Source organism: Stutzerimonas balearica DSM 6083 (assembly GCF_000818015.1).
Classification (GTDB): Bacteria; Pseudomonadota; Gammaproteobacteria; order Pseudomonadales; family Pseudomonadaceae; genus Stutzerimonas; species Stutzerimonas balearica.
On record NZ_CP007511.1, the window covers coordinates 4,227,441 to 4,252,541 of the forward strand.

Consider the following 25,101-nt stretch of genomic DNA (forward strand, 5'->3'; position numbering starts at 1 on the left):
CGTTATAACCATTTTTACAAGACGCTACCTTGCCCCTAGCCTGCGCGAACCACAAGCAGGAGCAAGCAACCATGTGGCAAGGCCTCATCCTCTGCGCGGCGCTGACCGGCGCCGGTTACATCCTGACCCAGCTGCCCGGCGTCCACGACCTGGGCATCAGCCCGCTGGTCTGCGCCCTGTTGCTCGGTTTCGTCGCCGGCAACCTGCCCGGCGGCACCGCCCTGGCCACCCGTGCACGTGCGGGCCTGCAATTCTCCACGCGCTGGCTGCTGCGCGGCGGCATCGTGCTGTTCGGCCTGTCGCTGACCTGGCAGCAGATCACCGCCCTGGGCCCGCGCATCCTGCTGCTCGATGCGCTGGTAGTCGCAGCGGTAATGCTGATCGGTTACCAGGTCGGCACCCGCCTGCTCGGGCTCGATCGCGAAACGGCACTGCTAACCTGTGCCGGCAGCGCGATCTGCGGCGCGGCCGCCGTGCTCGCCACCGAGGCGACCATTCGCGCACGGCCCGCTTCGACCGCCATGGCAGTGGCCACGGTGGTGCTGTTCGGCAGCCTGGCGATGCTGGTCTATCCCCTGCTCTACCCGTTGACCGGGCTCGACGAGGGGCTGTTCGGCATCTATATCGGCGCCACCGTGCACGAGGTGGCGCAGGTCGTCGCAGCTGGCGATGCGGTCGGCCCGGCCGCGCTCGATGCTGCGGTGATCGTCAAGCTCGTCCGGGTGATGCTGCTGGTACCGTTCCTGCTGATCGTAGGCCGCTGGTGGGCTGCGCGAGACACGGGCGGCGAGCCGGGCCGGCTGACGATTCCCTGGTTCGCCCTGGGCTTTCTCGGCATGGTGCTGTTCAACAGCCTCGTCCAGCTGCCTCCCCAGCTGCACAGCGCGCTTATCGTCATCGGCCAGCTGGGTATGACCATGGCCATGGCCGCACTTGGCTATGAAACCCGCCTTGAACGGCTGGCTGCGTTGGGGTTGCGGCCATTTCTCCTCGCCCTCGGCCTGTTCCTGCTGCTGACCGGGGGCGGGCTGCTGTCGGTCCGCGGCCTGCTAGGCGGCTGACGATCATCCACCGGCGGCACAGTTGGCGACGCCCAGAGCAGCACAGTTTGCCGTTCTGACGACACTGTACCGGTACAAGCGCACGACCCTGTGACTGTTGCGTAACAGTGGCAGGCGCGAAGCTGTAGACCCCCTACAGCCCCCTTGCGAAGAGGGAAAGGAGCGCCCCATGGAGCGCGCCATCATCCGCCTGCAGACGCTTGCTCGCCCCGCCACTGGCTTGCGCGCCCGCCTGCACCTGCTGCCGCTGTTGCGCCTCTGGCGGCAGCGCCTGCGTACCCGGCGCCAACTCGCGCAGCTGGACGATCGTCAGCTCGCCGATATCGGCATCAGTCGCAGCGAGCGCAGTGCCGAGCTGGACAAGCCGTTCTGGCGCTAGCTCGGCTCGCGTGGGCGGAACTAATCTTCCGGTAACGGAACGCCGAGGCGCTCCGGCTGTCCAGAGCCGAACCAGACAGGAGAACCGCCATGCCACGCCACCTGCCCCTACTGCTTGCCACTACCCTGCTGACCGCCGGTACCGCCTCGGCGGCCAGTTTCACCGGCACCACCGACATGGTGGTCGGCGGCGTGACCAACACCGTGGACGCGACTTCCGACATGACGTCCTCGCTACGTGACGACAAGCTGGTGGTCGAGGCGCGCGAGGACGCAGCACGCTTCGTCGCCAGCCAGGGCGAGCAACGCGGCGCCCGGCTGGAGGCGGCCCTCGTGCATATCCGCAGCCAGGCGCCGGCGCTCACCGGCAGCGATCTGGAACTGGCCGAGGCAATCCTCGCCCGTTGAGCCGCATGATCGCCGCGGTCGCAGCCCTTAGGCTGGCCGGGGCCGTCGGGTTTCGCTAGCCTTTGCGACCGGATTAATCCGTACCGGAAGTACCATGCGATCGCTTTACCTGCCCGTTGCCTTGGCCTGCCTGCTGGCCGGCCCGGCCCAGGCGCTGGAAACCACCACCGGCGCCCTGGTCAAGACCAGCTATGTCAGCAGCCGCCTGACCAGCGCCCCGTTCGACCGAAAGCTCATACTCGCCGCCCGCGAAGACGCCGCCAGCTTCGTTGCCAGCAACGGCCAACGACTCGGTGTACGCCTGCAGGCCGCCATCCGCGAGCTACGCCACGCCCATCCTGAGCTGGACGCCAGCGATCTGGAACTGGCCCAGGCCATACTCGTCCAATGACCCGCCGGCCGAGGCCGGCGCCAACTCCGAGAATCATCGACATGAACCGACTCCTGATAGCCGCCCCGCTGGCCATTGCCCTTCTCGCTGGTGCCGCCCAGGCCCAGACCCTGGTGGCCACCAGCAACATCGTGGTGAAAGCGCTGGACCGCAGCATCGACTTCACCTCCGATACCACGACCTCGATTCGCGACATGAAGGTGGTCAGCGAAGCCCGTGACGACGCCGCAAGCTTTGTCGCCAGCGCCGGCGCGGTTCGTGGCGCCCAGCTGGAGGCGGCCTTCGGTAGCCTGCGCGAGCGCTTCGCCGAAGCGCGTGAGGCCAGCGACCTGCAGCTGGCCGAAGCCATTCTCGCCCTGTGAAACGACGCTGCGCCTGGCTGCTGGTCAGCCTGCTGGCGCTCGCCAGCAACGCTACCCAGGCTGGGCTGCGGCTGATTCTCGACGAAACCGATCTGCGGCCGACCGAACGCAGCGCCAGCACGGCACTGCTGGACGAAGCCGCATCCGCCCTGCCGCCGCGACTGGTCGCCAGCCTCGACCGCCAGGTGCAGGTGCGCTGGCTCGATGGCCTCCCCTCCGCAACTTATGGCCGCGCCGGGCCGGATGTGCTGGAACTCAATCGACGCCTGCTGCCGTCACTCGCCGACGGCAGCGCGGCGCACCAGGCCACCGCCCGTCCGCATGGCACGGTACGCCAGGAATTGCTGGCCACCGTCATTCACGAAATTGCCCACCTCTATGACCGCGCCCGCCTCTGGCCTGCCGACCAGGCGCTGGAGCAGGCCCGCTGTCGCCAGCAGGCCGCAGGCCTCGGCCTGGTCGGGTTGCGGGACGGCTGCCGGGGCCAGACCGCACGCCGCTTTACCCTGAGCGACGACCCTCGCCTGCTCGACCTCGCCGGCTGGCCCCAGCAGGTCGGCCGGCGCGGCGCGCGAGAACAGACCAACGCGCAAATCGCCCGCAGCCCCGACCGCTACGAGCTGAGCAACCCGCGCGAGTTCGTCGCGGTAAATCTCGAATACTTCCTGCTCGACCCCAGCTATGCCTGCCGCCGCCCGTCGCTGCATGGCTATTTCCGCAAGCACTTCGGCTGGCAACCGGTAACAGCCCAGCCCTGCGAGACGGGCTATCCGATCCTCAATGCCGGCCGCGACTTCGGCCGCACGCCGCTACTGCGCCTGGACCCGGAGCGGGTCTATCAAGTCGACTACCTGTTCGCCGAGGCCAACGATGCCTGGGTCAGCCGCTGGGGCCACAGCATGCTGCGCCTGGTGATTTGCAAGCCCGGGCGCGTGCCCGGCCCGGAGTGCCGGCTGGACCTGGATCAGCACCTGGTCCTGTCGTTCCGCGCCTTTGTCGACGATGTGCAGCTGTCGAGCTGGGACGGGCTGACTGGCGTCTATCCATCACGCCTGTTCGTTCTGCCGCTGGATCAAGTCATCGAGGAATACACCAAGGTCGAGCTGCGCGGCCTGGCCTCGGTGCCGCTGAAGCTCACCCGCAAGCAGATCGCCCAGCTCGTCGCGCGTAGCGCCGAACTGCACTGGAGCTATGACGGCGACTACTACTTCCTGTCGAACAATTGCGCGGTGGAAACGCTCAAGCTGCTGCGCAGCGGCACGGCACGTAGCGAGCTGGTCGCACTGGACAGCATCCTGCCCAACGGACTGCTGGAGCTGCTGATCCATCGCGGCCTTGCTGACGCCAGCGTGCTTGAAGATCCTCGCGAAGCCTTGCGCCTGGGTTATCGCTTCGACTCCTACCGCGATCGCTACCAGGCCATGTTCGCCGTGCTGCGCGAGCGCCTGGCGCTAACGCAGCAGGACGTCGAACAATGGCTGGACCTGCCGGCACGCGAACGCAGCCGCTGGATCGACTCAGCCGACCTGCGGGCCGCGGCCGCGATGCTGCTGGTGGAACAGGCCGCCCTGCGCCGCCACCTGCTGCTGGCTCAGGACGAGCTGAAAAATCGCTACCTTAGCGGGCGTGGTCAGGACGCCAGCCTGGAGCGAGCCGACAGCGCCCTGAAGGAAATCCTCGCCAGCAGCGGCTACCTCAGCCGCCCGGCCGAACTGCTCGACGGCAATGGCTACGGCCTGCCCCAGCCCAGCGAATGGACCCGACTGGAACGCGAGAGCGAGGAACGCCAGCTACGGCTGAACGAACTGAGCGAAGAACTCGACCGGGAAGTCCGCCTGCTGCTGGGCGATGAGCGACGCGAGGAACTCGAAGCGATCGAAGTGAACCTGGCCCAGATCGGCGAGCGTCTGCGTAGGTTGCACAAGGCTGGGGGTGGGTTGGAGTTGCCGTAAGGCCGATCTGCCGATGCCTGCTTACACCTCCATATCAGGCCCACGCGCCGGATCGATCAATCGTATCGCCGGGCCGCCGGGTGACGAGTTGAGGCCAACGACCAACCAATCTCTGCATTCAGCGGAGGCGGAAGATTCTATAAACCAGCGCCCCTAGTATTTGGCGGCTGCAAAGGATGATCGCGAGTGCGTGAAGAAAAAAAACAGAAGTTTTGAATTCGGAAACTAGCATTGCAGCACTAAAGTACTTCTTCTTTCAGGGGCATCCCTTTTAGCCGTTTCCGGATGAGACTAACGTGTTACTCGAAATTTCGCTTGCCCGAGAAAACATAAACGGCCAACCCGCATACTGATGCAAAAAAGATAACAGCTATAAATAATGCATCCCAAGATAACTTTTCGAATAAAGGACCTGGCGCTCTTGAAAAACATAAAAATAACAGGCACCTAGCGCGACGACCATCATGCACCAAAAGATACCATTCGCGACCACATATAAGGCCTTGCCTTAACTCTCCATTCAAACATTTTATCTTTATTTGCGTGCCCCACTGATAGTAGTCTAAAAGCCTAATTAGCTGGTTCCAAGGAGATCCCGGGTAAATTTGTTAAAGGTCCTGCCAAAAAGCAATCATTACTCGCTTTTGGCGCTTGCCCAGATGGAGTATTCGTACCTTTGTAAATTCCGTTCTGCCTCTGCTGCAGTCACGACCAGAGTACATTAGTAGATGTCAAATGGTTCATTGATCGGTTTCAGATCAGGTCGCTTTCGAGATAGTTCTCGTAGAGCGGTTGCTAACTGTTGCTTTCTGCAGAATAAGAACAGAATGCCTTTGTCCATAGTTTGGAGATGTGTGTTGAAGTAATCGAACTGCAGCCCTATGACTGGGCGACCTGTATGGATAGAGATTTTTTTATACCTTTCCCACTCATGGTCACGATGATGATACTCGGTGTGCATTTCTTGGAATTTGCTGGAGTTAGCCAGCCCCAGATAAAGCAGCCCCATACCACCAGGCCCAGCGAGTGCCACCCAAAAGGCCGATGGATCAAGTGCAACAACGAATATAACGGCGATAGAGGCAATAACCGTCAGCCATTTCAAGGCGATCAACCAGCCTTTACCTGGCGCTTTCCACTCGCAGACCTCTATCCCTGTTTCGGTCAGGCGATAAGCAAATTTTGTTTTTTGATGAGTTGTGCCATATAGAGCCAAAAAGAAAACAGAAAGAAATATTGCGCTCCAGGACAGCTTTTCAATCAAAGGAGAGTTGTCGTTCTTGAAAAACATTAAATAGCAGGCGCCTAAGGCTATGCTCATCATGAACCAAAACATGCCATTGGCAACTGTTGTGTTATAAGGCCTTGCCTTGATTTCCCATTCTAACAGTGCGTTTTGATTGGCGCACTTCCAGTTGTGGTGGTCTGGAAGTTTGATGGGCTGGTTCCAAGGAAGAGCCTGGATAAGTTTGTTCAAGGTGCTGTTCATAGGCAATTATTTGCTCGCGCGTGGTACTTGCAAGGGAGCAGCTGCGCGCTCTGTAAACATGGCGCCATGTCGGCATTGAATTTATATTTTTAGAATTGTAAGACCTCTACTTTTTCGCGTGCGTGGGGAGTTCCTGTGTTTTTTGAAAGTATGGTTTCAGTAGTGGTTTCAAAATCTTTTTTGTGACAGAAAATATATGTCCACCACGGTAGTGTCTTGTTGAAACTTTCGTTGAGCCATTCATATTCCAAGCTGATTAGATGACGTGATTTATCTATGTAGATGTGCTTTATTTCATTCCAGGTAAATACATTGTGTCTATATAGGCTGTGCATTTCTTGGAATTGCTTTGAGTTAGCCAGGCCTAGATAAAGCAAGCCCATGCCGCCAGGCCCGGCGAGTGCTACCCAAAAGGCCGATGGGTCAAGTGCGACAATGAATAGAACGGCGATAGCGGCAATAACCGTCAGCCATTTCAAGGCGATCATCCAGCCTTTACCTGGTGCTTTCCACTCGCAGACTTCTATGCCTATTTCGGTCAGGCGATAAGCGAATTTTGTTTTTTGATGTGTTGTGCCATATAAAGCCAAGAAGAAAAGAAAAAAACCCGGCACTGCAATAAATGTGGTTTCAATTAGCGCGAAGTTTGCGTTCTTATAGAGTAAAAAGTAACTAAATATCAGAGTTGTGCATAATAGGAAGATAAACATCCCATTGGCGACGGTTGTGTTGTAAGGTCGAGCTTTGATCCTCCATTCCAGTAAGGCACGTTGGTTGGCGTGCTTCCACTGGTGGTTTGCTGGAAGCTCGATGGGCTGGTTCCAGGGGAGAGCCTGTAAGAATTTTCTGAATGGACTGCTCATAAATAAATCATTTACTCGTATGTGGTACCTGCAAGGAGAGCCAGCGGGTGCTTTGTGAAGAGAGAACCATATCGCTATTGGGTTCCTTGCTGAACGCATCGCTTTTCAGATCCGCCTCGGAGGACGAGGTGCCTATATCCACGCGAAACATATAGCCTTGGCCGTTGGTGCTTTCCAGAACCTGCTCCGGGTAGCGAACTTCCAGCTCCAGCACGGGGGGACGCTGGTAAGCAATCCAGGTTTGCCAGAGGCGGTGCTGTGTTCCATCGGGGTAGAGGGTGTCACCAGGCAGTGGCCCATTGGGGCGCTGTGCGGGCGGCTGACCAAATTGTTCGATGGGCGCCCAGTGGCCTTCGAGGAACTGGTCGTAGAACTTGTCTGCCATGCCTTGCATCAGGCTGTCGGAGAACCAGCCGCTGTCGACCATGGCCGGTTGTAGTTTTACGCTTGCTCCCGCCAGTTCGGACGGTAGCAGGAGCTGTAGCCAGAAACCGGTATAGATGCGTGGGCCACGTCCATAGTAAGGCAAGGTGGAGGCGCGAGCCGCCAGGCTGGGGCGCAGGCAGATTTCCTTCAGGGTGCGCAGTTCCTCCTTATGATGCTCGTCGCTGTGCGTCCAGGTGGGGGATTTGCCCCAACTGCTGCGATACAGCCAGAGCCGCAGACCTTCGCGTTTGTATTGGTTGGCGACCATGCTGGCGATCAGGTAGATCACGCCAAGTAACGCGATGATGATGGTCGCCGGATTGGACATGACCCAGGCAAAGCCGAACCAGAACCCCAACGCACTGCCAACGAGCTGGACGCCTGCGACAACTGACATAAGGCCTAGAGTGATCTGCTTCGTACGCAGTGCGTAAGTTTCTCCAGCACTTGTGGCCTTATCGATATCTTTGGAAACCTGCCAGGCCTCCACCCCCGCAGCGATAGCGCCGAATGCGGCCATGCCTGCAGTACGAAGAGCGAGACTTCGTGCGAGGCTTCTATATTGAGTGTTAATGCCCCAAGCTTTTACTCCAACCTGAGCAAGTTGAACGGTCTTTTCGTTCACTACGGCCTTTAGGCTTGCCCATTTGTTCCACGCTGGTACCGTCCAGAGCGCCATCAATGCGTTGGCGGTGTAGGCGGCATTGGCTCCGACCGTGCGCAGCTCATCCGCACTGAAAATGCCGTCATTGCGTGCCTTGTCCAGGCTATTGATGAAGTTCCAGACATTCAGCCCTGCAACCAGTACGGGCAAGCTGCCGCCAAGCTCCTGATTGATCCACTGACGGCTGCGGGCTGCGTAGCCTGTCGCGCTCTTTGCTTTGAGCTGCAATTGATCGAGCAGCTCTGACTGGCCCAGTGTCGCGAGCCACACGTTCACTTGGCGGGTTTGTACCTTGGTGATCCTGGTTTCGGTGACGACGCTACCGATTACCTCGTTAGGCCTTTGCAGGTTCAGCGTCCCACGCTTTTGTTCCAGCTCGAGCAACTGTATGCGGGCCGAGCGTTTGTCGGGGCCTTTGCCGGGTAGAGCAAGAGTGCGTTGCAGGCCCTTGATGTTCTTCTCGAGCTGGGCAACCTGTATCTGCCATTGACGGTTCTTCTTCGCGAACTCGGAATCCAGAATCAAACGCGTCTGCGTGGAGATTTCCGTGGAGACCAAGACCTGAGTGACGCTGAAGGCAAAGATTCGAACCTTCGGGGCAAATTTCGTGCTCAACGCAGGCAGCAGAACAAAGGCCATCAGGTTCCAGCTGTCCTTGGCTTTTTGCCCCACTACGTTGCGCAGGGTTTCGAAAGCACGCTTGCCGGGTTCGGAAAGGTTCTTGTACAGGTTGCTGGCTTGTACGCTCGGCAAGTCGAGTACCGATTTCACCTCGTTGGCACGGCTGACTTCGCTGGTGGTGTCGGAGAGCCCGCCGTGGGCTTGGCCGCTGCCGTCGGCCTGACGTCCCTGGTTGTCGATGGCGCCGTAGGTGGTGAAATTGGCGGAGATCTTGTCGATCAACGCGGAAAGCTCGGCGCTGAAATTGAACAGCGCCAGGCCTGCCAGCGTAGTGGGTTCGCCGTACTGCTCGCAGAGCCATTGCTTGCCCGTGTCGCTCGCGCCCAATTGCTCGTACAGGTTGGCCATGGTGTCCAGCAGATCGGTCGATTGCTGCGGGTGGCAGGGGTCGTAGAAAACCTCTTCCGCTTTCGGGCTGAGGCTTTTCAGCCAGGCGAGCAGGTCGCTTTCGCTGCGTTGGATGTGGGCATTGAGACGCTCCGTTTCATCGGAGCGCTCTTGCAGATAACTCCAGGCCTCATCGAAGCGAACGTCCTCGCGCCAGGTCTTTTTCTGCTGCCATTCTTCTACCAGTGCGCGCCATTTAGGCCCCGAGGGTGGGTTGCCCCAATTCGTGCGAAATTGCTGTTGAGCCCGCTGCACTTGCAGCGATTTGAGTGTCAGGGTCGCGTCACTGCCGCTGTGATTGAGTAGCTGCGCTTCGCTATCGAGCAGATTGTGAGCATCCTTGATGAAAGCTTGTTTGCGGCTCGGGTTGGCTAGCACCGACTTGGGGATGAAGGGGTCCAGTTTGACACCGCAAATCCCCTGAATGAGCGTGGCGCTATTGATCTTGTTAGCGTGCTGTTTGTCTGCTGCTGCCAGTTCCAGCCAGCGGCCCTGCAGATTCATGGCCAGGTCATCGACGATGGCCATGGGATCGTCCAGGGCAACGAAGAGGGCGCTGTCCTGATCGGGTACGCTGCCGAGTATGAGGGCCTGGTCGATTGGCTGCTTGCAGGGGCGGGACGAATCGTCTTTGTTCGCCGCCACCAGGCAGCTCTTGAAGGTCGGAGCTTCTCCTCCTGCCAGGATATCGGCGACCGCGCTGCCTATTTCGCGGATAGGCGCGGCATGTGCTGCCTGCATCTGGGTGCAGTATTGCGGCAGGTTCAATGCGCGCATCCAGCGCTTTTGCTCCTGGGGGTTGCTGCGCATTTTTTCGCATAGACGCCAGGTCCACTGCACGGGAGAGTAAGCGATCAGCAGGCGGCTGCGTTTCGGATACAGCAGGTAAGGTTTGCTGTCACCAGGGTTGTTTCGTTCATCCTCGCCCAGTTGCGCACTGCCCCACTTGTGGCGAGTGAATTGGTGGCCCTCAACCTGGTACTCGTGAAGCGTGCGATCCGTTTCATCCCACACGTACAGCCAGCCATCTCGGAGTTGGCGCAGGGTATAGCTGCGCGTCTTGAGCTTCGGTAGATGGCCGGCGCTCCAGCCGTTGGGTAACGGGTTTGGGCCTTGGGCGCTGCCGCGAGCTGGTGACTCGTCTATCGCATAGCGAACAGGGTGGATGGCAATTTCACCCGCTTTCAGCGGGCACTGACCATTCGCAGTAGCCGGCTTGTTTTCAAAGGCCTGATTGCGTTTGGCTTGTTGCAGGGTTTTGTCCGAGGTCGTCGCGCTCATGGAAATCCGTTCCTTTAGCCGGCAAGGCAGTCTTCATCCAGGGCCTGGATACGCTGTTCTGGCGCTAGGTTCTGGACTCCTGGTGTCCTGGCTAACCACGCCTGGTAAGGGCTATCGGAGCGCGTAGCGAAGTCGTCGCCCCAGCAGGCGCAGCGCTCGAGCCAGATCGCGATGCTCCGCTCGCTGACCAACCCCCAGGCTTCGGCATCGAACAAGCGTTGTTCCAACCATTGGCCTCGCTCCTGTTCGCCGAGGCTTGAGAGGGTTTGGGGGTAATCTTCGATCAACCAACCGTATAGCCGCTCCTTGAAGCTGCGCCGATAGGCCTGTTCGAGTGCCTGAACCTGATCATCGGCGAGATGGTTGAGCTTGCCCTTCAATTTGTGGCTGTTGGTCTGTGGGCGATAGGACTGCCATTCGCCGGACTGCGAGGGAGCCCAGTTAGGCGGGGGTAAGGCTACGAGCCATTCGCTTATGGGGCCCAGAAGGCTTTCATAAGCAGATGGGGAATAGCTGCCCAGCCAGTACGAGCTCACCAGCGGATCAGCGAAACGGAAGAGGCTGTAGCTGCCTAAATTGTCCGTAATGGTAATGAACTGGCTCAGGTGATCGGCGACATCGTTCAGCGTTGCCGAACTTTGTAGTTTGCTGGCCTGGCGCTGAAGGTTGAGGCTGCTTCGCCATTCACCCAGCAAGGACGAATGGCTGTCCAGCCCAACCAGAATTGGACCGAGTTCTTTGACGCCGTCCCAGCGGGTGCCGTTGTAGAGTGGAATGACCTCGATAGGCTCGCCGGCCCCATAAAGCCACCGCAGCGCGTCCTGACGAAGCACGCCGTCTAGGAGCAGGAAGTCTCGGCTCATGCTTTGGCCTCCTGTTTAGCCTGTTCGCAAACTTCACAGCGCGGTGTGGCGCGTAACAGCGCTTGTCGCTGAGCAGGTACAAGCACTTCTCCGGCCTTGTCTGCATCCGCAGCCTTCACCTCGCCCGGCAATACCGGCGCCGCGCCCGATCCTTTTCCCGGGCTCCCTCCTGAGTTCATCTTGATCAGCGGCCCGACCATCGTGATGCCGCCTGCATCCAGCTTGATAAAGCTGCCCGCGGCCTTGAAGGTCAGTTCGCTGCCCGCTTCAAGGACGACTTTGAGGCCGCTTGAGAGGTGAATCTCGTTGCCGGCTTCGACGAATTGCCCGGCGCCGATCTTCAGGTGCTGGCTGTTACTGATGGTGAGGTGGTCGTTGGCGCGGACTTCGGTCTTGCGGTCGGCGTGGGTGGTGCGGTGTTCTTCGGCCTTGAATTCGCTGTAGCTGTTGGCTTCCACGGTGTCGTGGCGTTCGTGGCCGACGCGGATCTTCTGGTCGTGCTCGATGTTCTCGTCCCAGTCGCGCTGGGCGTGGAGGTAGATCTGCTCTTGGCCCTTACGGTCTTCGATGCGCAGTTCGTTGTAGCCGCCACCGCCGGGTGAGCTCAGCGTTTTGAACACGGTGCGGGTCTTGTTCGCCGGCAGCTCGTAGGGCACGACGTGCTCGGCGTGATACAGGCAGCCGGTCACCAGCGGTTGATCGGGATCACCTTCGAGGAAGGTCACCAGTACTTCCATGCCGACCCGCGGGATGGCGATGCCGCCGTAGCGGTCGCCGGCCCAGCTGGAGGAGACGCGCAGCCAGCAGCTGGTCTTGTCGTCGGCCTGGCCCTCGCGGTCCCAGTGGAACTGGACCTTTACCCGGCCGTACTCGTCGCAGTGGATCTCTTCGCCGGCAGGTCCGGTGACGACGGCGGTCTGGCTGCCGAGGGCCTTGGGTTTCGGATGGCGCAGGGCCGGGCGGTAGGGAACGGTCCAGGGCGTGGCGGTGAAGTGGTTGCGGTAACCCTGGTGGAATTCGGTGGCGGCCAGGGTCCCCTCACCCCAGCCCTCTCCCCGGCGGGGCGAGGGGGTTGGACTGTGCAAGTTGGGCGCGCTGGTGATCGATTCCTCCAGCACCTGCGGCTGCTTGCCTTCGTGGAGCACCTCGTCCAGCAGCCAGAGCTGGTTCCAGTCGGCCCTCGGATGCTCGGTCAGCTCGAGGAAGTGACCGCTGACCAGCGAGGGCTGATCGCTCTCGCCCTCGGCCCGTTCGTAGTCGTGGCGGTGCCTTTCCAGCGCCCGTTGGGCCAGGTGCTTGCCGCGGCTGCGGTCGACGAAGCGGCCGGGGTAGTCGTAGTCCTCCAGGTCCGGCTGGAAGTCACTCTGAAACGCCGCCTCCATCGTCAGGCGCGGTTTCTCGAAGTCGTAATCCCGACGGGTCACGCGGCTGGTGCGAGTCTCCAGGCGCAGGCCGAAGCGCTTGACGACCGGCTGATCGGCGACCAGCCCGGAATCCTGCTGATAGGCCACTGGCGCCAGCGTGGGGAACACCGTCTGGTCGTCGCCAAACACCAGCACATGGCCGTCCGGGCTGTGCTGGAAATGGTAGTGAATGCCTTCTTCTTCACAGAGGCGTTGGATGAAATGCAAGTCGCTCTCGTCGTACTGCACGCAGTACTCGCGTTCGGGATAGACCACCGGGCCGAGGTCGAAGCGATGGCCGACGCCGGCGAGGATGCCGTGCTCCTCGAGCACCCGGGCGACGATCTGCGGCACGGTCAGGTGCTGGAAGATGCGCTGGTTGCTGCAGTGGGCGAGGTAGGCGAGCTGCGGCACCAGCGTCAGGCGATAGCGGGTCAGGCGTTGGCCGGACTCGCCCTGGGCGATGCGATGGACCAGGCCGTGAATGCCGGCCCCGTCTGGGGCGAAGGCGAGAAACGCCGGTTGGTGCAGCAGCGACTCCAGCTCCAGGTCGGGGCGTTCGCTGACCAGTTCGACCTCAAAGGCGAAGGGCGTGGAGAGCGCCTCGCGGCCGCGGAATTCGAGCACCTGCAGGTCATGCGCGACAGGCAGCTGCAGGCTGAAATGGGGGTGGTTGGCCGGGTTGAACATAGGCGACATCCTGTCCGGTGATCATCCATGGTGAAGGCCCAGCCAGCGCTTCCAGCGACTGGGCTGCGGTTGGCGAAAGGCCTCGAGCAAAGGGGTAACGCTATCCGGGCGCGCCGTGGGTTCGAACCTGAGCGCCTGGCGCAGCGCTTTCCAGCAGGCGGCCGGCAGGCCGGGCGGGCACTTTAGCGCGGCGTCCAGCGCGAGGGCCTTGGCCTGCTTGGCACTCAGCCGGCGGAACGGATGCTCGCCGGCGGCAAGCTCGTGCAGCACGCAGCCGACGGCGAAGACGTCCGCCGTCGCGGTGAGCTCGTGACCATCGAGGAGCTCCGGCGCGGCATAGCGTGGCGTCCAGGCGGCGAAGCGGTGGCGCGCCAGACGCGGTAGGCCGGGCAGCAGATCATGCAGCGGTTGACCCAGCCCGTAGTCGAATAGCCGCAGGCCATCCTCGGTAAGGATGATGTTGCTCGGCTTGATGTCTCCATGCAGGGCTCCGGCGGTGTGTGAATACTGCAGCGCCTCGAGCAGCGGTACGGCGATCTCGCGCAACAGCGGCCACGGCACGCCAGTGGGATGCTCGACGAGCACCTGATCCAGCGTCGGGCCATTCAGCCTTTCGAGCGTGATGAAGGCACGCCGACTGTCCTGGTCTACCTCGAAGCCGAAGAGCCGCACGATGTGTCGATGCCGCAGGCGCGCGGTGAGCGCAAACTCGCTGTAGAGCAGCGCGTGGGCGTCGGGATATTCGGAAAACTCTTCCGACAACGTCTTCAGCGCAATCCACGGTTCCGGATCGCCGAATTGCTCTCGCAGCAGATCTCGCGCTAGATACACCGCGCCCATACCGCCAACGCCGAGCAGGCGCTCGATGCGATAACGGCCATGCAGCACGTCGGGCAGCGGACCGACCGAGGTTGTCACGGGGGCGATCACCGCGGCCGAGGGGGCAAAGGCGAAATAGGTCTGGTCGCTCGCCGGAATGGCCTGGGCCTGGCTGCTCATGGGCGCACCACTACGGCGCTGAGGTTGTCGCGTGCCGGGCCGTCCAGCGCCGCATCGAACAGGCAGCGCAAGGCCAGGGCAGCCGAGGGCAGGCTGAGCGCGGCGCCCAGGGCATCTGGCGAGAGACTGCCATAGAGGCCATCGCTGCAGAGCAACAGCGCATCGCCTGGGTGGACCCTGAATTCCAACACGTCGAGCTGCAACTGCTCGCTGGCGCCAATCGCACGGGTCAGCGCATGGGCGCCGGGGTGGGCGGCCGCCTGAGCCGGGCTCAATTGCCCACCGTCGAGCAACTGTTGCAGCAGCGAATGGTCGCGCGACAGCTGGTAGAGCCTGCCACGCCGCCAGAGATAGCAGCGGCTGTCGCCGGCCCAGAGACAGACGGCGCGATCGTCCTCCCTCAGCAGGGCGACCACGGTGCTGCCCATCAGCGGTTCGGGGCGATCGGCCGTAACCGTGAGCGCCTGGCTGAGCTGTCGATTGAGGCGATGCAGGCATTGCCGCGCCGCCAGTAGGCGCGCGTCCAGATCGCCGCTCTCCGGCAGCTCGGCGAGCCGCTCGACCACCAGCCGGCTGGCCAGGGCGCCGTTATGGTGCCCGCCCATGCCATCGGCGACGACCCAGAGGCCCCGCTCCGGGCAGTCGAGAAAGGCATCCTCGTTGCGCGGGCGGACCTTGCCGGCCTCCGAACGCCCGGCGCTGCGCCAGGTTACGGTCAGCGCGGTCATCACAGCATCGCCGGGAGCTTGAAGTCGCGCAGCAGGGCGATGTCGAACGGATTCGGCGAGCGCTGGCTGTGCAGCAGATAGTTCGCCCGCAGGCCGGCCAGGTTGGCCTTGAGCATCAGCACATCGCGGCCGCTGTGATAGTCCACCTCCATCAGATCGACCAGACGGAACAGCGACCAGGGCCCCGTGTTCTTCTCGATACCAACGCGCCGGCCACCGAGCTCCTCTACGACCAGGCTGGTACGGCCATCATCGGCTGGTGCCGGCCAGGTGAAGGCGGTCTGCACGATCGGGCCATGACGGTACTCGAGCTGCTGATCGCCGAAACGGAAGTCGGCGCGGCCCAGACTCGGATCCAGCGAGTAGGGTTCGAGCTTGAAGCGGATCAGCGGCTCGCCGGGGTTCTCGGCGAAGAAGCTGCGTTGAATGGTGCGCGCGCGGCTCATCTGGCCCAGAAACGCGCTGGATAGCGGCAGGCCGCGGCCATCCAGGCGACGAGGCCGATAGTTGCCGTCCGGACCGGTGACGAAGGGCCTGAGGTAGCGCTCGAAAAAGCTGTCCGCCACGCCCTGAGCCTTGAAGAACTCGCGGAAATCGGCGATCGCCACCTCGCTCTGGCTATGCGCATCGAACGGATAGCGCTTGTACAGCGAGTTCTTGTAGAAGGCGTAGAGCTCGCTGCGATAGCGGCTGTTGAGGTAGCGGTGCGCCTCATCGAGGACCAGCATCCAACTGTCCTCGGCGAGCAGGGTCAACCAGTTGCCGAGCGGCTGTGGCAGGCGGGCGGCCGCGCTGCGCAGCTCGTTTATGGCGTCGCGCTGTCCGCCCATGCGCGCCCGCGCCCATTCGAACGCCGCCTGATCGGACGCGCCGGCATGCGCCAGGCCGGCCAGCTGCAGCTGCAGCGCATCGATCGCCTGCAATGCCGGAGCCAGCTCGGCGCCAGGGCCGCCGACATCGTCGAGCAACTGGTGCAGAGTGGCGAAGCGGCGCTCCAGCGCCTTGCGTGCGGTATCCGGCAGCTCCTTGGCCAGCACTGCCTGGGCCCGCTCGGCAGCCGCCGTGGCGAGGCGCGCGGCCTTGCCGAGCTCGCCGTCGGCCGACGCGACGGCAGCGGCTGCACCCTCGGCCTGCTCGGCGGCGTTGGCTATGCCGGCGAAGCGGGTGTTGTCGCGGATCTGCACCAGCAATTGCAGCAGCGGCGAATTGGCACCGGCCAGCCCTGCCAGCTGAGCGGCGCCCTGGCTGCCCTGAGGCAGCGGCATCACTGCGAGCTGGGCTAGCGCTTCGCCCCAGAGGTTGCCGTAGTCACGGAAGTACAGCTGCTCCATTTCCACCATGAGGCGCGCCAGATCCTGGCTGCTCAGGCTCTCGCCCTCGCCGAGTACCCAGTTGTCGCGCAGGATCTCGCGGACCAAGTCGCCACCCTGCGTGAGGTAGTACTGCCGGTAGCCCTGCTGTGTGTAGAAACCGGGAATCCGGTAGTCGGCCCCGGTCAGCAGGGCGCCCTGCGGGCCGAGGTGCTGGTCGAGGCGATAGTCGGGCAACGCACGCGCCTGCTCGCGCAGCATGCGGTAGACCACCTGAGCGAGCGACTCGCTGCGCAGCGTCTGGCGCGCCTTCGCGATCAGGTCGTCATCCAGCGTCGGCGCGGCGAACGGTTGCTCCAGCAGACGGGAGAAGTGAGTATTCAGGCCGTTTTGCGCCAGCGCATCGCCGGCGTAGCGCAGCGACCAGTCGGCCGCCAGCCACTGCTTGAGGAATGCCGGATCGCGGCGTGCCTCGATGCGTAGCATCAGGTAGGCGCGTAGGCTGTTGAGCAACTCCTCACGATCGTCGAGGTTGGCGCGGATCTGCCCTTCGAGCTGGCGCGTCACCCGCGGCAGCAACAGTCGCTCCAGTTGCGCGCGATAAGCCTGGACGACCGCCGGTTCGACCGCCTCGCCCTGATATAGACCGCTGCGCTCGGACCAGGCGGCATCGCGCGGTGCGGGGAACACCTCGGTGGCGGCGTAGCTGGCGTCCAGCGCCGCCAGGGTGCGACGCGCATCGTCGGTCGGACCGAGCACCCGGTTTTCCTGCCCGATACGCTCGGCAAGTTCGCGCAACTGCTCGAGGCGCTCATGGTTGGCCGAAAAGCCCTGCGCCCAGAGGATGCCGAACAGCCCAAGGCAGGCCAGCGCGATGGCATAAACGGCACGCTGGCCCCAGTCGATGCGGCGAATTTCCTTCTGGTCGAGCGAGGCCAGATCCGCCTCGGCGAAGATCACCCGGCTGAGCAGGTGGTGGATGAAGCGGGCACGGCCCTGGCGGAATGCCGGCAAGGCGCCACTGGCCAGGCCCAGCTGGCGCCCGATTCCCGAGGTCAGCGGATCGAGCGAGTCCTGCAGCTGCGGTGCGCTGGTCAGGTAAAACCCGCGCAGGTGGCTGGCACGCTGGTAGCGATTGCCGGCGAAGGCCAGCTCGATGAACAGGCTCAGGCGCTCCCCGAGCTGCCCCAGTTGGTGCGGAAAGTCGAGGATGCGACCACGGCGCTGGGTGTCGCGCTCCTGATGCATGCGCAGGATGACCTGGCTGCTCAGGCGTTGCAGCAACGCCTCGAATGCTTCGCGGACCACCTGTGCGTCGGTACCGTTCTGCTCCCGACGGAAGGTCGCACCGAGCACCTGGTCGCTTTCTTCGCGCGACAGCTGGTCGAAGAACTCGTCGAAGCCGATCACCTTGTCCGCCTTGCTCAGCACCAGGTAGGTCGGCAGCTCGGCGCCCAGACGTTCGCGGGCTTCATGCAGGCGCTGCCGGGTCTGCCGCGCCAGCGCCTCGAGCTCCAGTTCGCTCAGCTGCTGCAGCTGATCGACCGGCAGGTTGACCAGCACGCCGTTGAGCGGGCGCGTCCGGCGCCGGCGCAAGAGGCCGAGCAGCGCGTTCCAGCCACTGGCATCGACCGCCGGGTCCGGCTGGGTCAGGTAGCGGCCGGCGGTATCGATCAGTACGGCATGCTCGGCGAAGTACCAGTCGGCGAAACGAGTTCCGGACACATCGCGTGTCAGGCGGCTGGCCTCGCCGCGGTTGAGCGGGAACTCCAGGCCCGAAAAGTCCAGCAGGCTGGTCTTGCCGCTGCCCTGCGGACCGATCAGCAGATACCAGGGCAGTTCGTTGCGCCATTTCTCGCTGCGTCCGCGATACAGCGACGACGTACTGAGGGTGCGCAGCGCGGCTTTGAAGCGCTGGCGCAGCTCGGCCTGCTCTTCGCCGATCAGGCCCTGGCGCCGCAAGCGCTCCTGCAGCTGTTCGTCACTCGCGTCGGCTGCGGCCTGCCGGCTGGCGCGCCAGCTACTGAACACGAGAAACAGCCCCCAGCCCAGGCACAGCGTGGCGATGGTCAGCAGACGGCTGGGAGCCGACGCCCAGATGCGGTGCTCGGCCACCGCCAGCAGCGGGCCGGCAAACCACACCAGCAAGGCCAGCACCAACAGCAGGCAGAGGCTCCAGACCCAGGTCTTGCGGAAAAGCACGGCAAGCTTGCCGAAGAAGTCCTTCATGGCGTTACGTCCTTGTATACGGCGTTCATTCGAGCGGCAGCGCCGACTCGATCGACTGGTAAGGCTGCAGCACGGCGGTGCGCTGCTGTTCGAGCACCCAGGCAAAGCCGCCGTACATGACGCCCAGGCAGACCAGCGTGAACAGCGCAACCAGCCACCAGGGCACGATGCGCACCAGTCGGCGGCGGGTGTCCTTCAGCCCCTGCCAGTGCGGCGATACCTCGCGCGGTACATCACCACGCAACTGGCGAATCTGCCGGTACAGGCTGTCGCGCACGGCCTCCAGCTCGAGCATGCCGCGCGGCAGCACGCGGTACTTGCCCTCGAAACCGAGCGACAGGCACAGGTACATCAACTCGAGCATCGGCAGGTGCTTGACCGGGTTACGCGAGAGCCGCTCGAGCAGCTGGAAGAACTTCTCACCGCCAAAGGTCTCGTTGTGAAACGACGACAGCAGGCTCATCTGCGACCACTGGCTTTCGTTACCCCAGGGCGTGGTCACCACCGCCTCGTCGAGCACGGTGCAGAGCACGTAGCGCGCGGCCATGACCTGGCTGCTCTCGGCGCCCTCATGCAGCGACCGATGCTCGAACAGCTTGAGGTCCGCCGACAGGCGCCGGTGCAGCGCCTGCAGGTCCTCGGCCTCGAAACTGTGCTTCAGGCGCACGACTTCGGAGAGCAACGCCGAAGCGGCGGCGACCAGCGGGTTGAGGCTGGCATTGAAGGACTCCGCCGGGCGCAGGCGCGCGGCATAGATCATCCGCTCTTCCAGCTGCTCGTAACGCGGCGGTTCGCTGAAGTCGGTCAGCGGGCTCTGCGCCGGTGCTGCCCCGTTGCGGTCGAGGATGACGGTGCGGTCGTCCTGACCGTAGTCCATGTCCCTGGTGGTCATAGCTAGTTCCTGATAGCCCAGAATTTCAGCTCGAGCCCGGAAAATTCTCCGGACACGTGGAAGGCGAAGCCGCCCGAGCGCTCGAGCTGCGCCAGCTCCTCGGAGCTCAGCTCCAGCGCGAAGTAGGTTTTGCCCGAATGGAAGGGAATCTGCCGCGGGGCCACCGGTAGCGGGCGGACACGAATGCCCGGCAGGTGCAGATTGACCAACTGGCGGATGCGCTCGACCGGGCCGACCTTCAGGTGCGCCGGCAGACGTTGGCGCAGCTCTTCGGAGTCGCACTGCGCGCTGGCGGCGAGTACGAAGGACGCGCTGCCGAGCAGCTTGTGGTCGTGCAGCGGCGAGACCTGGATGCCGTACTGGCGCTGCTGCAGCAGCATCTCGATGGCATGCTGCTCGAGCACCATCGATAGCACCTGGCGAATCGCATCCATCAGCCTGCGAAAGCTCTGGCCCTGGTCGCCGTGCAGATAACGGCCATCGAGCCTGGGCCGCTTGGTCTCGCTGGAAAAGGTCGCCAGCTCGCCGAGCAGGCCGAGCAGCTCGCGGTAGATCTGTTCGGGATGCACGCGCTCCAGGCCCAGGTAGTGCCGCAGCACCGGCTCGTAGCGGTTGATCAGCTGCAGCATCATGAAGTCGCCGACCTCGGCACCGCCGACCTTGCCGGTGGCGCGGATACGCTCGGCTAGGATGTCGCCGCGATGCGCCAGCATGCTGATCACTTCCTTCAGGCAGGAGAGCAGGTAGCCGGATGCCTGGAAGTCGATATAGGTCGGGATGTAGTCGGCGTCGAGGCTGATCACGCCGTCGGGCGTGGTGTCCAGCACGTCGCAGAGTTTCAGTCGCACGTAGGCCTGGTCGCTGTCCTGCTCGCCGAGCAGCAGCCGGAAGTCGGGGCGCGCGGTGCTGACCTGGCTGACCGTGGTGTCGCCGGCATTGGAGTCGGCGACATCTTCATCATGGGCGACATAGCGGGCCAATACGTCCTTCTGTTCGAGCCGTCGGCTTTCGATGTGATTGGCGGTCACCAGCGGCAGCGCCAGATAGACCGGCGTATTGCTCGTGTTGGCGGGCACGTCCAGTGCCAGTGGCTCGCGCTCGGCACCGATTTCGAACAGGCTGCCATCCGGCAGTATGCCGCGGGCCTGGCTGAGCACCAGCTTGCCCATGTTGAGAAACTGGCGATCGATCTCCAGCTCGAAGAAGCCCCAGCTGTAGAGGCCGAGCTGTCGCGTGCGTGCCTTCAGCTGGAAGTCGTGGTATCGATCGTTCTGCTGAAAGTGCTGCGGACGCAGCAGCATGCCTTCCTGCCAGACCACCTTGTTCATGGTCATCGCATCACTCCTGGCCGGGCTCGTCGAGTTCACGAATACCGTGCTCGCCCAGCTCCAGGCGGCTGTGGTTGCGTGCTTTCGGGCTCAGCGCGATGACCTGCCGCCAGTTCGTTTCCGGCAGGTCGCGATAGGCGGCGAGCACACCCACGTAGCGGCTGTCCGTGCCGACGTGCAGCTTCAGCTCGCGCCGCTCGCCCGGCCGCAGCTCCAGCTCTTCCTGCACCACCATGTCCGGCGACAGCACTTCCCTGGGGCGCTGATACAGCGAAAAGAAGTCCGCGTTCTGGAACGTCACCGGGTGCCTGAGCTCGATCAGGCGCACCACGATGGGTGATGGCCGGCCATTGAGGTCGGGGTTCAGCTCGTCGCTGCCGACCAATGCGAGATCGAGCTTGGTCAGCTCCGAGTAAGGCGAAAGCGCTGCGCAGCCGGCAAGCAGCGACAGCCCGCCAGCGAGCAGCAGAGCGGAGAGTCGGGTCATGAGGTTCATCCTTGAAGGTCGGTGTCGAGGGTGGCGATCAGGCGCACCTGTTCCTCGTAGGTACGGGCGAAATCCCTGGCGAACAGGCGTTCGCTCCAGTCGTCGTCACGCTGAAGCCGCTCGTGCCACCGGCGATAGGCGCGCCAGCGACTGCCGGCGGTGGCCAGCAATGGCTTGCGCTCCTGCTCGAACCGCAGGGTCAGCTGTTGCGGCGACAGTTGCTCGAATACGCCCTTGACCGCGGCCCGGCTGGCGGCCAGCAGGGCGACCTGATGGGCCTGCAGATCGCGATAGCCGCGGCCGATCGCCTGCTCGGCCGGCAGCTGCCCCGGCTTGGGGGCCAGCAGCAAGGCCTGGACCGCCGCGTCGGTGTCGGGGCTGTGCTTGAGAGGGTTGTTGCCAGCACTCTGTACGGTGGTCAACGACAGACGCAGCTCGTTCTTCAGCTCGCTGCGCGTGCGCAGGGCCTGCTGCAGGCTGCCGACACTCTGCCTGAACAGGCGCGCCGTGCGCAGCGCCAGGGCTTGCCGCGCATGCTCGTCGAGCCCATCGAGGCACAGGCCGAGCGCCTCGGCAAAGCTCGCCCAGAAATCGTCCCCCAGCCGCTCCGGCTCGGCTGCCGGGGGCGGTGCGTCGGCGACCGGCTCGGTGACCAGTCGCGGGACCTGCAGGTTCTCCTCGTCGATCTGTGCATAGTCGGGCTGCAGCGCCGCCGCGCTCACCGGCGCGAGCACCGCGGTCAGCTCGTCGGTCTCGGCATAGATGCGTTCCTGCTGCTCGAGCGCGAGCATCGGGTCAAGGTCGAGAAAGGCGTCGTCGGGAATGATGCTGCCAGCCGGCTGCGGACGACCCACCTCGCTTTCGAACAGCGCCGGATCGCGGATCAGACGCGCCTGAATCTCGAAATCACCCAGGCAATAGATGTCACCGTGCTCGATGCGCTGTGGCTCGCCCTTGCGCAGTGCCGCCCCGCTATCCTTCAGGCGTATGCCGTTGCTGCTGGTGTCGGTGAGATAAAAGGCGCCATCCCGATAGCTGACTTCGGCGTGCCGGCTGGACACCACGCGCTTGCGGTCGGGAATCACCCAGTCGCAATTTTCCGCCCGGCCGATCAAACCGCCGGCCTGTTTGAACGACTTGCGCGCGCTCACGCCCGGCGCGAACTGCTGGGCACCGAGCATTTCGAAAACCAATTCCATGCGACTTCCCCCGCTCAGCTGGCGCGCTTGGCGCTTTGGGGTTCGCCCAGTGGCCGGTAGTCGGCGTCGTTGAAGCGGTAGTTGCCGGCGCAGCCGGTCAGCAGAAGCGTGGCGATGAGTGAAACGAGAGCGCAATAGCGGGCTAGCACGCGATTTCCTCCTTGAAGTCGTGTGTGCAGAAGGTGCGCGCCAGCCAGGCGCGACCCGATCGCCGCATTGGAGTTCAGTTCGCCACTGCACCGGGTGACGAGGTTCACGGAAAAACCGCTGAGCGGTGCAAAAACGAGAGTAAGGTCAGGTTGGCGACCGGTAATGGCCGCCGACGGCCGTCAGGACGCAGCGCGGACGCTGGGCAATCCGTTCGCCGTGCTCGCCGGCTTGCCAAGGGCCGCTCCCTGTCACCGATGTGACGTGGCGGCCCGTCCGGCGTTCAGGCGGGGCGTGGCTGCTGCTGGGTGATGCAGTGGATATTGCCGCCGCCGAGCAGGATCTCCCGCCCTGGCACCATCACCACCGCACGCTCGGGAAAGACCCGGCGCAAGATGGCTTCGGCTTCGCCATCGCAGGGGTCGCCGAAGGCCGGCGCGATGATGCCGCCATTGACGATGAGGAAGTTGACGTAGCTGCCGGCCAGGCGGATGGCGGGATCGCGCAGTTGGCTGCCATCGAGCGCCACGACGCCGGCGCATTCCTCGGCCGTGGCGTGCAGCGGGCCGGGAATCGGCATGCGATGTACCTTCAACGCGCGGCCGCGTGCGTCACGGGCCGCATCCAGCCGCCGCAGCGCCTCGTGACAGCGTTCGTAGTTCGGGTCGTCCGGGTCGTCGGTCCAGGCCAGCAACACTTCGCCGGGGCGCACAAAGCAGCAAAAGTTGTCGACATGGCCGTCGGTTTCGTCGTTGTACAGCCCCCACGGCAGCCAGATCACCTTTTCGATACCCAGATGCTCGGTGAGCACCGTCTCGATCTCTTCGCGCGACAGATGCGGATTGCGGTTGCGGTTGAGCAGGCATTCCTCGGTGGTGATCAGCGTGCCTTCGCCGTCGACGTGAATCGATCCGCCCTCGAGCACGAAGCCCTCGGTGCGATAGCGGTCGCAGTGTTCGATCTCGAGAATCTTGCGTGCCACTTCGTCGTCGCGCTGCCAGTCGGCATAGAGCCCGCCGTCTTCACCGCCCCAGGCGTTGAAGGTCCAGTCGACGCCACGCAGGCCGCCCTGGCCGTCGATGACGAAGGTAGGTCCTGTATCACGCACCCAGGCGTCGTCGGTGGTCAGTTCCACCACGCGAATGCGCGGGTCGTCCAGCGCCGCACGGGCGGCGAGGTACTGCTCGGCGCTGGCGCAGACGGTCACCGGCTCGAACTGCGCGATGGCCCTGGCGACCGCTGCGAACGCAGCCTGTGCCGGCGCGCCGTTGTCGCGCCAGTTGTCCGGGCGCTGCGGCCAGACCATCCAGGTCTGGCTGTGCGGCGCCCATTCGGCAGGCATGTGGTAGCCGTCTTGGCGAGGCGTGGAGCTGAGGGTGGTCATGGCTGAGGTCCTGGTGGGGTGGAAAACGGCCGCAGGCCTTTTCCACCACGTGGCGTCCCAGGTGGAAAACGCTGCGCGGTTTTCCACCCCTGCGTTCAGGCCGACGGCGCTTGGCCGTCGAGCGTCCGGATCGGGCCGTACAGGTTCGGCCGGCGGTCGCGGAACACGCCCCAGGCGCTGCGGATGTGCTCGAGCTTGTCGAGGTCGAAGCTGTGCACCAGCACCCCTTCGCTGGTCTCGTCCATTTCCTCGACCTTGGCGCCGAACTGATCGGCGATGAACGACGAGCCGTAGAAGGTAATGTCGTAACCGTCCTGCTCTTCGGTACCGATGCGGTTGCTGGCGATCAGTGGCATCAGGTTGGCCCCGGCATGCCCCTGCTGAACGCGCTGCCAGTGGTCGCGCGAGGTGATGCTCGGATCGTGCGGCTCGCTGCCGATGGCGGTCGGGTAGAACAACAGCTCGGCGCCCATCAGCGCCATGCTGCGCGCCGTCTCGGGGAACCACTGGTCCCAGCAGATGGCGACGCCGATCTTCGCGTAACGGGTGTTCCAGACCTTGAACCCGGTGTCGCCGGGGTTGAAGTAGTACTTCTCGTGATAGCCCGGCCCGTCCGGAATGTGGCTTTTACGGTAGACGCCCAGCAACGAGCCGTCGGCATCGATGATGGCGATGGAATTGAAACGTGCCCGCCCGGACAGCTCGAAGAAGCTCACCGGCAGGACGACCTGCAGCTCGGCGGCAAGCTTCTGAAAATGCTGGATCGCCGGGTTCTGCTCCACCGGCGTCGCCAGCTGCAGGTACTCCGGGTTGGGCTTCTGGCAGAAATACGGGGTTTCGAACAGCTCCTGGATCAGGATGATCTGCGCGCCCTTGCCGGCGGCCTCGCGCACCAGCTTTTCGGCGTTGGCAATGTTCGCCTGGCGATCCCAGGAACAGGCCATCTGGGTGGCGGCGACTGTGACGTTACGGGTCATGGCAATACCTCGCGGGTGCGGAAGGGCGCTGAGATGAGCGCACTCTAGTCGATGTTTATCGGCCTGAAAACCATGCAATCTCGATACAGCTGCTTGTGATAGATAGATTTGTCGATATTTAT

At 63.2% G+C, this 25,101-nt stretch carries 21 protein-coding genes; 6 read left to right on the forward strand and 15 right to left on the reverse strand.

All coding sequences use genetic code 11. The annotated features are described in order from the left end of the window. Positions 1-71 precede the first annotated feature (71 nt). The 6 genes from CL52_RS19595 to CL52_RS19620 all read left to right on the forward strand — a co-directional run bounded on the left by CL52_RS19595 (position 72) and on the right by CL52_RS19620 (position 4,552). Complete coding sequence (locus tag CL52_RS19595) at positions 72-1,061, forward strand: YeiH family protein (protein WP_043222634.1); 990 nt, start codon at positions 72-74, stop codon at positions 1,059-1,061. A gap of 169 nt (positions 1,062-1,230) precedes the next feature. After that, positions 1,231-1,440, forward strand: coding sequence for a DUF1127 domain-containing protein (locus CL52_RS19600; protein ID WP_043222637.1), 210 nt, complete (start codon positions 1,231-1,233; stop codon positions 1,438-1,440). An 89-nt stretch (positions 1,441-1,529) separates the two neighbouring features. Then, entirely contained in the window at positions 1,530-1,847 is a 318-nt protein-coding gene (locus CL52_RS19605) for a DUF2388 domain-containing protein (protein WP_041109401.1), read from the forward strand. 94 nt (positions 1,848-1,941) lie between these two features. Further along, a complete protein-coding gene (locus tag CL52_RS19610; RefSeq protein WP_041109399.1) occupies positions 1,942-2,238 on the forward strand; it encodes a DUF2388 domain-containing protein in 297 nt (98 codons plus the stop codon). Between the two features lie 41 nt (positions 2,239-2,279). Then, the gene (locus CL52_RS19615; RefSeq protein ID WP_041109397.1) at positions 2,280-2,600 is read left to right on the forward strand and encodes a DUF2388 domain-containing protein; all 321 of its coding nucleotides are present in this window, start codon (positions 2,280-2,282) and stop codon (positions 2,598-2,600) included. Continuing rightward, the gene (locus CL52_RS19620; protein WP_043222640.1) at positions 2,597-4,552 is read left to right on the forward strand and encodes a DUF7844 domain-containing protein; all 1,956 of its coding nucleotides are present in this window, start codon (positions 2,597-2,599) and stop codon (positions 4,550-4,552) included. Before CL52_RS19615 ends, CL52_RS19620 begins: the two co-directional genes overlap by 4 nt. 721 nt (positions 4,553-5,273) lie before the next feature. On the opposite strand, the gene CL52_RS19625 is transcribed toward CL52_RS19620, so the two are convergent. The 15 genes from CL52_RS19625 to aguB all read right to left on the reverse strand — a co-directional run bounded on the left by CL52_RS19625 (position 5,274) and on the right by aguB (position 24,979). Further along, positions 5,274-6,029: a hypothetical protein gene (locus CL52_RS19625; RefSeq protein ID WP_200290423.1), complete on the reverse strand. Its 756-nt coding sequence runs from the start codon at positions 6,027-6,029 to the stop codon at positions 5,274-5,276. Positions 6,030-6,130: 101 nt separating this feature from the next. Further along, positions 6,131-6,904, reverse strand: coding sequence for a hypothetical protein (locus CL52_RS20915; protein WP_074519937.1), 774 nt, complete (start codon positions 6,902-6,904; stop codon positions 6,131-6,133). Between the two features lie 7 nt (positions 6,905-6,911). After that, the gene (locus tag CL52_RS19630; protein ID WP_043222648.1) at positions 6,912-10,343 is read right to left on the reverse strand and encodes a T6SS effector BTH_I2691 family protein; all 3,432 of its coding nucleotides are present in this window, start codon (positions 10,341-10,343) and stop codon (positions 6,912-6,914) included. A gap of 14 nt (positions 10,344-10,357) precedes the next feature. After that, on the reverse strand, positions 10,358-11,206 hold the full coding sequence (locus CL52_RS19635; RefSeq protein WP_041108933.1) for a DUF4123 domain-containing protein: 849 nt from the start codon (positions 11,204-11,206) through the stop codon (positions 10,358-10,360). Further along, on the reverse strand, positions 11,203-13,299 hold the full coding sequence (locus CL52_RS19640; protein WP_043222651.1) for a type VI secretion system Vgr family protein: 2,097 nt from the start codon (positions 13,297-13,299) through the stop codon (positions 11,203-11,205). The genes CL52_RS19635 and CL52_RS19640 overlap by 4 nt, the downstream gene beginning before the upstream one ends. Before the next feature lie 21 nt (positions 13,300-13,320). Next, positions 13,321-14,298, reverse strand: coding sequence for a serine/threonine-protein kinase (locus CL52_RS19645; protein WP_043222656.1), 978 nt, complete (start codon positions 14,296-14,298; stop codon positions 13,321-13,323). Further along, entirely contained in the window at positions 14,295-15,026 is a 732-nt protein-coding gene (locus CL52_RS19650; RefSeq protein WP_041108940.1) for a PP2C family protein-serine/threonine phosphatase, read from the reverse strand. Before CL52_RS19650 ends, CL52_RS19645 begins: the two co-directional genes overlap by 4 nt. Then, positions 15,026-18,565: a type VI secretion system membrane subunit TssM gene (gene tssM, locus CL52_RS19655; protein ID WP_043222660.1), complete on the reverse strand. Its 3,540-nt coding sequence runs from the start codon at positions 18,563-18,565 to the stop codon at positions 15,026-15,028. Before tssM ends, CL52_RS19650 begins: the two co-directional genes overlap by 1 nt. Positions 18,566-18,590: 25 nt before the next feature. Continuing rightward, positions 18,591-19,457 carry a type IVB secretion system protein IcmH/DotU gene (gene icmH, locus CL52_RS19660; protein ID WP_043222662.1) on the reverse strand — a complete coding sequence of 289 codons (867 nt, stop codon included), beginning with the start codon at positions 19,455-19,457 and terminating at the stop codon, positions 18,591-18,593. A 2-nt stretch (positions 19,458-19,459) separates the two neighbouring features. After that, positions 19,460-20,791: a type VI secretion system baseplate subunit TssK gene (gene tssK / locus CL52_RS19665; RefSeq protein ID WP_043222664.1), complete on the reverse strand. Its 1,332-nt coding sequence runs from the start codon at positions 20,789-20,791 to the stop codon at positions 19,460-19,462. Between the two features lie 4 nt (positions 20,792-20,795). Then, a complete protein-coding gene (gene tssJ, locus CL52_RS19670; protein ID WP_043222666.1) occupies positions 20,796-21,272 on the reverse strand; it encodes a type VI secretion system lipoprotein TssJ in 477 nt (158 codons plus the stop codon). Positions 21,273-21,277: 5 nt separating this feature from the next. Further along, a complete protein-coding gene (gene tagH, locus CL52_RS19675) occupies positions 21,278-22,471 on the reverse strand; it encodes a type VI secretion system-associated FHA domain protein TagH (RefSeq protein WP_043222668.1) in 1,194 nt (397 codons plus the stop codon). Between the two features lie 14 nt (positions 22,472-22,485). Then, positions 22,486-22,620 carry a hypothetical protein gene (locus CL52_RS19680; protein WP_041108952.1) on the reverse strand — a complete coding sequence of 45 codons (135 nt, stop codon included), beginning with the start codon at positions 22,618-22,620 and terminating at the stop codon, positions 22,486-22,488. A 281-nt stretch (positions 22,621-22,901) separates the two neighbouring features. Next, positions 22,902-24,002 carry an agmatine deiminase gene (gene aguA / locus CL52_RS19685; protein WP_043222670.1) on the reverse strand — a complete coding sequence of 367 codons (1,101 nt, stop codon included), beginning with the start codon at positions 24,000-24,002 and terminating at the stop codon, positions 22,902-22,904. Positions 24,003-24,097: 95 nt separating this feature from the next. Next, positions 24,098-24,979, reverse strand: a complete 882-nt coding sequence (aguB, locus tag CL52_RS19690; RefSeq protein WP_041108956.1) for an N-carbamoylputrescine amidase — start codon at positions 24,977-24,979, stop codon at positions 24,098-24,100. Positions 24,980-25,101: the final 122 nt, after the last annotated feature.

Bases quoted from the DNA above. Each gene is read 5' to 3' on its own strand.
- tssM (WP_043222660.1), bottom strand. From the start codon at position 18,565: ATGAAGGACTTCTTCGGCAAGCTTGCCGTGCTTTTCCGCAAGACCTGG.
- CL52_RS19615 (WP_041109397.1), top strand. From the start codon at position 2,280: ATGAACCGACTCCTGATAGCCGCCCCGCTGGCCATTGCCCTTCTCGCT.
- aguB (WP_041108956.1), bottom strand. From the start codon at position 24,979: ATGACCCGTAACGTCACAGTCGCCGCCACCCAGATGGCCTGTTCCTGG.
- CL52_RS19650 (WP_041108940.1), bottom strand. From the start codon at position 15,026: ATGACCGCGCTGACCGTAACCTGGCGCAGCGCCGGGCGTTCGGAGGCC.
- aguA (WP_043222670.1), bottom strand. From the start codon at position 24,002: ATGACCACCCTCAGCTCCACGCCTCGCCAAGACGGCTACCACATGCCT.
- CL52_RS19605 (WP_041109401.1), top strand. From the start codon at position 1,530: ATGCCACGCCACCTGCCCCTACTGCTTGCCACTACCCTGCTGACCGCC.
- icmH (WP_043222662.1), bottom strand. From the start codon at position 19,457: ATGACCACCAGGGACATGGACTACGGTCAGGACGACCGCACCGTCATC.
- CL52_RS19640 (WP_043222651.1), bottom strand. From the start codon at position 13,299: ATGTTCAACCCGGCCAACCACCCCCATTTCAGCCTGCAGCTGCCTGTC.
- tagH (WP_043222668.1), bottom strand. From the start codon at position 22,471: ATGGAATTGGTTTTCGAAATGCTCGGTGCCCAGCAGTTCGCGCCGGGC.
- CL52_RS19600 (WP_043222637.1), top strand. From the start codon at position 1,231: ATGGAGCGCGCCATCATCCGCCTGCAGACGCTTGCTCGCCCCGCCACT.
- tssJ (WP_043222666.1), bottom strand. From the start codon at position 21,272: ATGACCCGACTCTCCGCTCTGCTGCTCGCTGGCGGGCTGTCGCTGCTT.
- CL52_RS19645 (WP_043222656.1), bottom strand. From the start codon at position 14,298: ATGAGCAGCCAGGCCCAGGCCATTCCGGCGAGCGACCAGACCTATTTC.
- CL52_RS19630 (WP_043222648.1), bottom strand. From the start codon at position 10,343: ATGAGCGCGACGACCTCGGACAAAACCCTGCAACAAGCCAAACGCAAT.
- CL52_RS19595 (WP_043222634.1), top strand. From the start codon at position 72: ATGTGGCAAGGCCTCATCCTCTGCGCGGCGCTGACCGGCGCCGGTTAC.
- tssK (WP_043222664.1), bottom strand. From the start codon at position 20,791: ATGACCATGAACAAGGTGGTCTGGCAGGAAGGCATGCTGCTGCGTCCG.
- CL52_RS20915 (WP_074519937.1), bottom strand. From the start codon at position 6,904: ATGAGCAGTCCATTCAGAAAATTCTTACAGGCTCTCCCCTGGAACCAG.
- CL52_RS19635 (WP_041108933.1), bottom strand. From the start codon at position 11,206: ATGAGCCGAGACTTCCTGCTCCTAGACGGCGTGCTTCGTCAGGACGCG.
- CL52_RS19610 (WP_041109399.1), top strand. From the start codon at position 1,942: ATGCGATCGCTTTACCTGCCCGTTGCCTTGGCCTGCCTGCTGGCCGGC.